We start from the raw sequence: 9,898 nt of genomic DNA on the forward strand, positions 1-9,898 counted from the left end.
GCCGCCTCGGCCCGGTGGACCCGACCACAGCCGCTACGGCCGCAACCAGTCCGCCCGCCGCCAGCGCGCCGCACACGCTCCACCACAACGCCCCGCTCATGCCGGCATCTCCGGCGGCCAGACCTCGACCGGCCGGGGCTGGCGCAGCAGCCCGGGGTCGAACCCCGCCCGCTCCAGGCGCCGCAGCAGCGCGGGGGAGGGCGGCGTGAGCGGCACCCCCGCCGACGACTCCCACCGGGACTGCGGGCCGAACACCTCGTTGTAGGCGGGCCGACCGCCCTCCCCGACCCCGGTGATCTCCCAGACGTGGGAGACGAACCGCCGCTCGCGCCCGCCGCCCTCCTGCATGGACAGGAACACCACGACGTGCAGGCCGTTGGCGATCTGCCGGTAGGCGAGCTGCTCGCTGAAGTTGCCCTGCGCCAGCAGATACAGCTCCGCGATCCGGTCGAAAACCACACGCGGCTCAGAGGCGTGCATCGTGCACAGATTCCCGCCGCGCCCGTTCGTCAACGCCTGCATCAGCGCGGTGATCTCCGGCCCGCGCACCTCGCCGACCACGATCCGCGTCAGCGACATCCGCAGAGCACGCTGCATCAAGTCCAGAAGCGTGATCTCACCGGCCGCGCGGCCGTCGACGCGTTCGCCGTTGGACTCCCGCGCCTCCATCGGCACCACCTGCTGGTGATAGCCGTTCTTGTGCGCCCACAACTCGAACTCGGTCTCCAGAGTCCCGAACCGCTCGGCGGCCGGGATCTCCTTCAGCAGTGCCCGCAGCAGAGACGTCTTGCCCGAATTCTGCTCGCCGACGATCATCACGTTCCGCCCGGCCCGCACACAAGCCGCCAAGAACTCCTTCAGCGCGGGGGACAGCGAGCCGAGGCGCACCAGGTCGCCCAGGTCGGCGTCCCGAATGCTGTGCCGGCGGATCGTCGCATACGTCCGCTCGCCCGTCACCTCGCACATAGCCTGCAGCCGCGAGCCGTCGGCAAGGCGCAGCGCGATCAGAGGGCTCCCCGTGGAGAAGGTCCGCTCGCCCTGGCCGCTGTTGCGTGCCAAGTCCCGGATCAGCTCGCGCAGCTCCTCGTCGGAGTCCGCCACCGGCTCCACCCGGCGCAGCCGGGCGTCGCCGTAGTCGAGGTAGACCCGGTCGTGCCCGTTGATCAGGATGTTCTGGACCCTCTCGTCGTCCAGATACCGCTGAAGACGCCCCGCACGGAAGAGCATGTCGAACACCACAGCGGCGAGAGCCTGCTCCTGCTCCGTGCCGACCGGCTGCGCGCCGTGCCCGGCCGCGTCCGCCCACACGGACACCGCCTCGTTGATCAGAGCCCTCGCCCGCTGCTCCCGCGCGCCGCCGACCAGCGCACGATTGGCCTTGGCCTCCGCCAGGAGCTGCTCGCTCACCCGCCGCTTGATCTGTCCCGCGGCCCGGTAGTCGACCCGCGCCTGCGGCATCGTGCGCCCGTTCACCGCGCCGCCGTGCGCAGCGGCTCCCACGTCCCCGCCCGGGCGGACCCGCGCCCGCGCGCTCGCGGCCGGGGACGTGCCGGCAGCCGCCGTACGCGGCTGCTGGGGCTGCGGGTGCACCGGTTCAACGCGCATCGCCGACCACCCCCAGCCGCTGATGCAGCGGAGCGGCGACACGAGCACGCCGCTCGGCGACGTGCCGCCGAAGCGGCCCGACCGCCGTACGCGCGGCCCGCATCAACTCGCAGCCGGGAAACCGCCGGTCCTCCGCCGCCCCGTCGGACAACACCGCGGCCTCCTTCGGACGGTACGGAAGCGTGGCGATCACCGGAGCCTCCAGGGCGTCCTCCACCTCCCGCACGCCGTACGGGCCTTCGGCAACGAGCAGCACCGCCAACCCGTCGGAACCAGAACCAGGTCCGCCGTCGGCGGCCAGCACACCGCGCAGCATCGCGATGCGCGCCTTCGCGGCGTGCACACCGCGCAGCGTGCCCCGCACCACGACCACCAACGCGTCCGCCCGCCTGGCCAGCACCCCCGAAGGACCGAGCACGCCCGCGCGCCCCAGGTCGAGGAGCACATCGTGCCGGTGCTCCTCGATCCCGACGAACAGATCCGCCAGCTGACCCCACACCGGAGCCAGACTCGCCGCCTGCGACGCCTCGGTCAGCCCGGGCAGCAGCAGGCGGCTGCGCTCCGCCGACCCGTCGCCCGTCACCGCCATCAACTGGGTCCAGAACGAGGCCACCAGCTCCTGCGTACGAGAGGACACGGCGAGATTGCGCAGACCCCGGTCAGCCGGGACCCGCCCGCCCAGCGCCCCGGGCAAGATCGCGCCCCCGTCCGGGTCGCACTCGGCCAGCAGCAGCCGCCACCCGTCCTCCAGCGGCCAGGTCCGCAGCAGCGCCAACGCCGTTGTCGTCACGCCCGGCGCACCGGGCAGTCCCACCAGCGCGATCACCGCCATCACGGCCGCCCGCCGGCGTCGACCACCAACGCCACCCGGCCGCTCGCCGCCTGCGCCGCCAACCCCGGCCCCTCCGCGGCGGTCACGGCGACATCCACCGTGACCGCCCCCGCAGAGCCCTCGCTCTCCCCGACGCGCACCACCCGAGCCGCAACCGTCCTCGGCTCCGCCGCCTGCGCGTCCTTGCCGCCCGTCGCCTGCGCGGAGTCCGGCGGAGTGAACACGACCACCACCGCGTCCCCGGACGACAGCCGCGTCGCAGGCAGCTGCGAGGCCTTCAGCCCGATCCCGACCAGCTGCTGCCCCTCCGCCACCAGCGCCCGGTCGGTGACATGCCCTTGGGAGAGCAGCGCGCCGGGCGTCAGCGCCACCGCAGCCCGCTTGCCGACCACGTCGCCACGATCCCCAGCCCGCAGCGGCGCGAGCGCAGGATCCAAGGAGACCGCGGCGTCGACGAGATCCGCGTCCTCGATCACGTCCCCCGGCGCGACCTCCCGCGCCACGGCCAGGACCGCCGTACGCTGGCCGGTCTCCTGCCAGGCCAAGAAGCCGCCCATGCCGCCTGCGGAGATCAGCGCAGCCGCCAGCGCAGCCATGCCCGGGCTGCGCCGCCGGGCTCTGAAGGACACCGCCGCGGCGGGCCGCGCAGGGCTGTCGTGGCCCCGGCCGGCAGGTGTCGCGGCGGGGGCGGGCGTCGTCGTGTTGCTCACGCTGGTCGTCGCCTTCCTCAAGATCCCGACTACCGGCCCACGGCCTGCAGTTCGCCGATCGCGACCTGTGTCTGCGCCGTGCGGGTCTCGATCAGCTGGCCCCCGCCGGCCGCGCCCGCTACCGTCCAGTCGACGACCCAGGTCGAGGTCGCGGTGACCGTGTACCGGCGGCCGTGCTCGGATCCGGAGGTGCGCGCGTAGACGTGGCCGCACGTCGGCGACTGCTGCCTGCCGAACGCCGGGCGGTAGACCGTGCCCGGGCCGGTGCACGTCACCGACGTCCCATCGCCCATCGCCCACACGACCTTGGAGACCCTCGCCGTCGCCGTGACGCTCACCCCGCCGGCCGTCGCGGACGCCGAGTTCGGCCCGTAGGTCGTCGGCCCGACCTCGGTCCACAGCCACACCGGCATCCCCACCAGCCCCGTCTGGCCCGGCCCTGGAGCGATGCCGATCTTCGGCCCGGCGAGCAGCATCTTGTCCACGGCCCGCTGTGCCAGCACCGCGGGATCCACGGCCGCCGCCGCGGGCGCCGCGTTCGGCGCCCACACCGGCTCGTCGAACAGGGCGCTGGCGCCCGTGTCCGTGAAGTGGCGGCAGGAGCGGACGTAGACGGTGCTCTTCTGCGGATCCCGGCCTCGCCAGTACTGGCTGCCGGCGGGCGGCTGCGGCTCCATCTTCTTCATCGTGCACGCCTCCGGCCTGCGAGAATCCGAACTCGCTGTACCGCCCGCAGGCTTCCTGCCCGACGCGCCCGGCCGGTTCGGCGCCTGGGCGCCCACGCAGAAGGACTCGAACTCGCACCCGCCGGCGTCCGCCCCGGGCCGTCCCGGGCCCTCGTCCGCCCGGGCGGCGCCCGTGCCGACGCCGACGACGGCGAGCGCCGCCGTGGCGGCCGCCAGACCCAGCCTCAGCATGTGCGGTTCTCCTGGGTGGCCTTGAGGATGACCCAACGCCCCTCCCAGCGCTCGGCCGTCACCGTGCTGGCGTACCGGGTCAGCCGCTCCTTCGGAAGCGCGATCGGCCGCTGGGACTCGCGGTCGACCAGCTTCCACGCCGAGACGTCGACGCAGTCGCTGATCGTCGCCGAAGGAACCGTCCCGGATGATTTCACCGTCCCGACGCGGGGAGCGGTCTGCGGCCGGCCGGTGGCGACGTAGCCCTGCTGCGAGAGTGCGGCCAGCTCGCGCTCCGCGGCCGCCAACGCCTCGCCCACGGCGTACGCCTTGAGCCGGCTCCCCTTGATGCTGGCCCGGGCATAGGCCGTGCTCTTCTCGTGCCAGTAGCTGGAGTAGGCGGCGAGCACTGCAGTCTTGGCGGCGCCTTGCGGATCCGCGGTCGGCGTCGGCTCAGCCGAGGGCGCGGCGGACGTGACCGGCGTGCTGGGTCCCCCGCCTGGACGCGAATCTCCGTCGGTGCTGCACCCGGACAGCAGCAGGGCCGTGCACAGGCTCGCGGCAGCCCCAGCAAGGCCGCTCCGGAGGACTGCCCGGTGGCGGGGCTGATGGACTGGTCGTTGCACGGTGCCTCCCCAATGGCGTGTGCCGAGCCGGCCGGCCTCGTGCGCGCCTCAAGTCCGCGCAGCCGGACACGGCCTGGTCGATGCGATCACGGTATGGACGCGGCCGACCGGACCGCTACGGCGCGAGTGCACAATCTGCAGTTCACTGTCTTTCGGGCGTGCACAAGTCCTCGGTTGACTGGCCGCGTTTGAGCCACTCGCGCGGAGGAATCACTGGCTGAACAAACGACCTGAGCACTGACTTTCGATTTCCTGTAGCCCAATCGACGCCTCCGATGTTTCCCCTCCGTGACCCTTGGGTTCTGCGGGTGGAGCCTCTACGACGGGGCCATGCTGCTAGGCATGAAGTCGAGCATTCGCAGCGTCCTCCTCGCGGCCCTCCTGGCACTCGTAGCAGCGGAACCTTCAGCCAGCTGACGCTGTCGTGATCACCGGTCTTCGAACTGCGTTGGTCGCGTTGGGGGCGGGAATCGTTGCTGGCCTGGGGCTCTGGTACACGCACAAGAGCCACCGGCAGACCGAGGTGTTGTTCGAGCACACACGCGAGATGGATCGCCACCAGATCGAGCTCACCCGCGAGGGTCAAGTGACCGACCGATATGTCGAGGCGATCAAACTGCTGTCTTCGACAGCATCGACGCAAAGGATCGGTGGTGTCTTTGCCCTTGAACGGATCATGCGGGATTCCGAGAAGGACCACATGACTGTCGTGGAGGTGCTGGCTGCGTTTGTGCGGCAGGGCGGCTCTTCGTCGTGCTTAGGCGATCCCGAGGTCGCGAACGACCAGCATCGCCGCGGGGAGCATGTACAAGCAGCACTCACAGTCTTGGGGAGGCGGCCCAAGCGAAATGAGACATATCGACTGGACCTCAGTGGTGCCGACCTCCGCGGGGCGGATCTTTCCCGTGCCTACCTGGAGGCGGCTAACCTACGCGGAACCCGCTTGGAGGGGGCAAACCTCACCGGGGCGCAGTTGTATCGGGCAGACGTGGCTGAGGCCCACCTGGAAGGGGCGGTCTTGTGCGATGCCGAACTCCTGCAAGTGTCACTGGTCGATGCTCGTATGGGAAAGGAGAACCTGTCGGGCGCTCAGTTGGAAGAAGCGTCGTTGCGGGGGGCTCACCTGAAAGAGGCGAGGTTGTCTAGGGCTTATCTGAAGAGCGCGGACCTGAGCCTTGCACAACTGGAACGAGCAATCCTGGCCAGAGCTGACATGGAAGGAGTGGAACTCTTCGGGGCCCAGTTGGAAGGAGCCAATCTGAACGGAGCCCGGCTCAGTAGTGCCTTGGGGTGCACAGCTGAATCACTCGCCACCGCCCGGATCTCCTCAGACACACAGCTGCCCCCGGACCTCGCCAACGACCCTCGGATCATCGCTCGCATTTCGGAGTTCTCGGAAGGGACGGGATCGGTGTGAGCGAGTGGGGCCGGCAGCAGCTTATTGATCGTGGCTGCAAATTGGACCTTCTTGCCTTTCGGGGAAGCGCTCGGAGCGCAGTGCGACAGACGGCTGTCAAAGGTCCGTCCACGAGCGGAGGTCGCCGGTCGCGGCCAGCGGCGTCCAGACGGCTGCCGTGGGGCCTTGCTGTTCGAGGTCCTCGAGGGCGGCTGCGCCGAGCTGGACCTGTGCGGCGAGCTGGGCCACCAGCGGGTGGCCGGCGGTCATCGCGCGCAGGTCGCCGATCCGGCGCTTGATGCTGGGGGCGGGGGCTCCGGTGAGGATGAACAGGACGCGGGGGAAGCGGGGGTAGAAGCGCTGCCAGGCGAGCATGGCGGCCTGGTCGGCGACGGTCCCGCGGCGTCCTACGGGCTGCGGGGTGTAGTCGTGGAAGCGGGCGTAGGAGATGAGCTTGCGGGCGAGGCGCTCGGAGGACATGGTGGCTCGGTCGATCTCGACGAACGCCCGGTACTGCAGGCGGCGGGGGCCGACGGCTGTGTAGTGGAGGACGGCGTCTGCGATCAGCTTGTCTTCGCCGCCGGTGTCGGGGAGGCGGTGGGCGATCTCGGGGACCCAGTCCAGCGGCCCGTACTCGTCGCCGCGCCGGCGGGCGTCGGCGAGGAAGGCGAGGTGGGCGCGGACTGAGGTGAGGGTGTGAGCGGCGCGCAGCGAGGCCTCGGTGGAGGTGGCCGGGGCCTGGAGGGTCCGGCCGCGCAGCTCGGGCCATCCGGTGGCGGTGCGGGCGCCGCGAGGGGTGAGGAACCAGGCCCGCAGCCGGTTGGTGCTGTGCAGGACGGCGTAGGAGACGAGTTTGTCCTCCCGCAGCGAGTTGAGCACGTTCGAGGTGACCGTGCGGACGGAGCGGGGGCTGAGCATCTGGTGCATCTGCGGGGTGGTGACCAGCCGGTGCTGCGCGAGCAGCGCGAGAGCCTGGTGGGCGAGGGTGTCCTCCGTGCTGGGCTGCGGGTCCGCTTTCGCGGTGTCGGGGCTTTCGGCGTCGGGTTCTGTGCTCATGCGTACTGCTTCCATGCGGTGTCGTCGGAGGGGGCGCTGGGGCCGGCCGGCTGCTGGCCGCCGCCGGTGCCGTGGTCGGGGTCGGGGCGGGTGAGGAAGGCGCGGACCGAGTTCTCGTGGGCGGAGGCGACGGCGATGAGCGATTCCAATGGCTGGGCCCCGGTGTTGGTGTGCGCGGCGGCTGTGAGGGCGCGGACTCTGTCGGAGCGGGCCAGGGAGCCGAAGACCTCGTTGAGCTCGGGGCCGCGGATCAGCAGCGGTCCGACCCGTTTCCCGGCCACGGTGAAAGACGCCCAGTGGTGGTAGCGGTCGAGCTCGGCGGCGTCCTCAGGGGTGACCTGGCCGCCCCACTGATCGGTGATGTGCCGGATCGCGTCGACGGATCCTGCGGTGGTGGACAGGCAGGAGGCGTTCTGGAGCAGAGCGGTGCGCACGTCCGGGCTGAGGCGGTGCATCAGCTGGGTCATGCCGTGCATGCGGACCCTGAATTTCCTCAGCTGCTCGGTGATCTCGGCCAGTGAGGTGGAGGCGGCGCCGTCCAAGGTGATCAGCTCGTCGAGATAGAGGCGGAACGGAGCCCGGTCGCGGGCGGGCGTGTCGCGGCGGGACAGTCCCGCGCGGAGCATGTCGCGTACCAGGAGGGACACCACCAGTCGGTCGGTGGGGCCGGTGCCGGCCGGGCAGATCCACACCACCGCGGAGTGGTCCATGGCGTGGCGGATGTCGTAACTGCCGGTCGGCGAGCCGAGGAAGGCTTTGACGACGGGGGAGGCGGCGAGCCGGTCCAGTGGGTTGAGGACGGTCGGGAGGGCGTCTTTGGGGATCTCGGCAAAGGACGTCGTCCACCAGCGGGCGGCGTCCTTGTCGAGTCGGTCGACGACCAGCGCTCGGAAGATCGGGTCGGTGAGCAGGGGACGGATCTGGAAGACGGTGGCCTGGCAGTCGGCGGCTTCGGCGGCTGCGGCCTGGGCGTTGACCGCGACCAGCGCTTCGACGGCTTTGGTGAAGATGGTGATGGCCCGGGGGGTGTTGACGTCGCCCCAGCCCAGTGAGGTGGCGAAGGCGTCGACCGTCGCCGCCACGACCTCGTGCGGGGCTCGGGCGCCGGTCATCGACAGCGGGTTCCAGCACGCCAGGCGGTCCCGCGGACTGGTGACGGTCAGGTCGAACAGCGAGGTGCGGCGGGCGATGTCGCGGTGGGCGAGGTAGGGGGCGACGTCCGCCCAGGAGTCGCCGTGCGGGTCGACGAACGCCAGCCCGCGCCCGGCGTGGGCGCCGGCGACGGCCTGGCACATGGCCCGCATGGTCTTGCCCCATCCGGCCTTGCCGACCTGCACCTCGAACAGGGTGTCGTCCTCACGGGTGGCGACCAGGCGCTCACGGCCGTCCGGTCCGCGGTAGAAGCCCTGCGGCACGAGGTTCCTGCCGAGCGCGAAGGTGGGGACGTCGCCGGCCAGCAGCGGCAGTCGGGCGTGCCGGGTGGGCGGTTTGAGAAGCCCGGCGACCTCCTCGATCCGGGCCCAGGAGTCCCGTGCGGGACGGATCAGCCCGCTGGCCCACCGGGCGTCGAACCGGCTGCGCCACGGCCACCGGTCCGGGCCGATGCGCAGCGGCCCCAGCGAGAAACCGGTGGAGGACAGGCGGGTCCGGGCGGCGTACACGTCCAGGGCGGCCTCGATGTGCCGCAGGCGCCGCTCGGCGCGGCCCACCGTGTCGGAGGCGCAGCGCACCAGCAGCTGCACCCGCACCAGGCCGGTGTCCTCGGCGAGTTTGCCCAGGGCCTTGTCCCGGTCGACGCGGGGCGGCCGCGGCGTCATCAGCAGCCTGCGTCCGTCGCCGCCGCGCTGCTGCTGCGGGACGGTGAGCTTGGTGAGCTGCCAGGACAGGGCGTCCTCCATGCTGGCGGCGTCCTGCGTCATCCAGCGTGCCTCGCGCCGGGACTGGCGGCGCGCAGCCTGGCGGGCGGCGTCCAGGACCTGCCACCTGCGGGCGCGCACCCGCCAGGTGGCGGCGGGAGAGAGGTCCAGGCAGACCTCGGCGACGTCGCCCAGGTCGGCGCGGAGATCGGCGACGGCGTCGATCAGAGGCTGCAGCGGGTCCGGCTCCAGCGGCACCTCCCGCAGCCGGGCTGCGGGGGCGCCGTGCAGGGCGAACACCGCACGCACGGTGTGGGTGCGCCGCTTGGCGGCGACCGGGCGGGCCCGCTCGGCGCGCACCCGGGCGTAGGGGGTCTGCAGCAGCAGGTGTCTCGCCGAGGCGGGTCCCTCGATCCGGTACGACAGCGGCTTGCTGCCGTCGGCCCGCAGCCGGATCCGCACGGTCCGCGCGGTGCGCGGGGTCCACCAGGGGCCGGCTGCCGCCGCGCGGATCAGCTGTGCGCCGAAGCGAAGGATCTCCTCGCCGGTGGTCTCGAACTGCCGGGAGGGCAGCAGCTCGACGCAGGTCCGCCTGCTCAGCGCGCGGGCGGCCAGGACGTTCTGCAGCCGTGCCCAGCCCCACCACGCCGCGGCCGCGACGAGGCCCGCCCACCACGCGTTGTCGTGGAGCCAGTTCGCGGTCGTCCAGGCTAGGCTCGCTAGGTCGACGAGGGCGTTCCACAGCAGTTGGGGTGCAGAGGCGAGCGTTTCCGTGCGGGGTTCCATGGCTCTCCCTGTCGGTTGGAAGGGGACGGCGCGCGGCGGCCGCATCGGGCGGCTGCCGAAGGACGGTCGGAGCCGTCCCGCTCAGGTGCGCCGACGCGCCGACGCGCCGACGCGCCGACGCGCCGTCGCGGCGGC

The 9,898-nt window shown here is 71.9% G+C and carries 8 protein-coding genes; 1 reads left to right on the plus strand and 7 read right to left on the minus strand.

Annotated features, from left to right (window positions below; all coding sequences use genetic code 11):
• Positions 1–96: 96 nt before the first annotated feature.
• Genes AB0M39_RS40025 through AB0M39_RS40045 form a run of 5 tightly spaced genes read right to left on the minus strand, consistent with a single transcriptional unit; the run spans position 97 to position 4,453 of the window.
• A complete protein-coding gene (locus AB0M39_RS40025; protein ID WP_365373539.1) occupies positions 97–1,605 on the minus strand; it encodes a CpaF/VirB11 family protein in 1,509 nt (502 codons plus the stop codon).
• Complete coding sequence (locus tag AB0M39_RS40030) at positions 1,595–2,437, minus strand: hypothetical protein (RefSeq protein WP_365373542.1); 843 nt, start codon at positions 2,435–2,437, stop codon at positions 1,595–1,597. The genes AB0M39_RS40025 and AB0M39_RS40030 overlap by 11 nt, the downstream gene beginning before the upstream one ends.
• Complete coding sequence (locus tag AB0M39_RS40035) at positions 2,437–3,147, minus strand: SAF domain-containing protein (RefSeq protein ID WP_365373545.1); 711 nt, start codon at positions 3,145–3,147, stop codon at positions 2,437–2,439. Before AB0M39_RS40035 ends, AB0M39_RS40030 begins: the two co-directional genes overlap by 1 nt.
• A gap of 29 nt (positions 3,148–3,176) precedes the next feature.
• The gene (locus tag AB0M39_RS40040; RefSeq protein WP_365373548.1) at positions 3,177–4,064 is read right to left on the minus strand and encodes an ATP/GTP-binding protein; all 888 of its coding nucleotides are present in this window, start codon (positions 4,062–4,064) and stop codon (positions 3,177–3,179) included.
• Positions 4,058–4,453 carry a hypothetical protein gene (locus AB0M39_RS40045; protein ID WP_365373550.1) on the minus strand — a complete coding sequence of 132 codons (396 nt, stop codon included), beginning with the start codon at positions 4,451–4,453 and terminating at the stop codon, positions 4,058–4,060. Before AB0M39_RS40045 ends, AB0M39_RS40040 begins: the two co-directional genes overlap by 7 nt.
• A 640-nt stretch (positions 4,454–5,093) precedes the next feature.
• On the opposite strand from AB0M39_RS40045, the gene AB0M39_RS40050 reads away from it, so the two are divergent.
• Positions 5,094–6,086: a pentapeptide repeat-containing protein gene (locus AB0M39_RS40050; protein WP_365373553.1), complete on the plus strand. Its 993-nt coding sequence runs from the start codon at positions 5,094–5,096 to the stop codon at positions 6,084–6,086.
• 96 nt (positions 6,087–6,182) lie between these two features.
• Here AB0M39_RS40050 and AB0M39_RS40055 read toward each other — a convergent pair whose 3' ends face one another.
• Both AB0M39_RS40055 and AB0M39_RS40060 read right to left on the minus strand, forming a co-directional pair.
• Entirely contained in the window at positions 6,183–7,121 is a 939-nt protein-coding gene (locus AB0M39_RS40055; protein WP_365373555.1) for a replication-relaxation family protein, read from the minus strand.
• Positions 7,118–9,763, minus strand: coding sequence for an ATP/GTP-binding protein (locus AB0M39_RS40060; RefSeq protein ID WP_365373558.1), 2,646 nt, complete (start codon positions 9,761–9,763; stop codon positions 7,118–7,120). Before AB0M39_RS40060 ends, AB0M39_RS40055 begins: the two co-directional genes overlap by 4 nt.
• Between the last annotated feature and the right edge of the window lie 135 nt (positions 9,764–9,898).

The organism is Streptomyces sp. NPDC051907, from assembly GCF_040681075.1.
Classification (GTDB): domain Bacteria; phylum Actinomycetota; class Actinomycetes; order Streptomycetales; family Streptomycetaceae; genus Streptomyces.

Excerpts from the sequence above, each read along its gene's own strand:
- AB0M39_RS40030 (WP_365373542.1), bottom strand. The coding sequence starts at position 2,437 with ATGGCGGTGATCGCGCTGGTGGGACTGCCCGGTGCGCCGGGCGTGACG.
- AB0M39_RS40060 (WP_365373558.1), bottom strand. The coding sequence starts at position 9,763 with ATGGAACCCCGCACGGAAACGCTCGCCTCTGCACCCCAACTGCTGTGG.
- AB0M39_RS40040 (WP_365373548.1), bottom strand. The coding sequence starts at position 4,064 with ATGCTGAGGCTGGGTCTGGCGGCCGCCACGGCGGCGCTCGCCGTCGTC.
- AB0M39_RS40055 (WP_365373555.1), bottom strand. The coding sequence starts at position 7,121 with ATGAGCACAGAACCCGACGCCGAAAGCCCCGACACCGCGAAAGCGGAC.
- AB0M39_RS40025 (WP_365373539.1), bottom strand. The coding sequence starts at position 1,605 with ATGCGCGTTGAACCGGTGCACCCGCAGCCCCAGCAGCCGCGTACGGCG.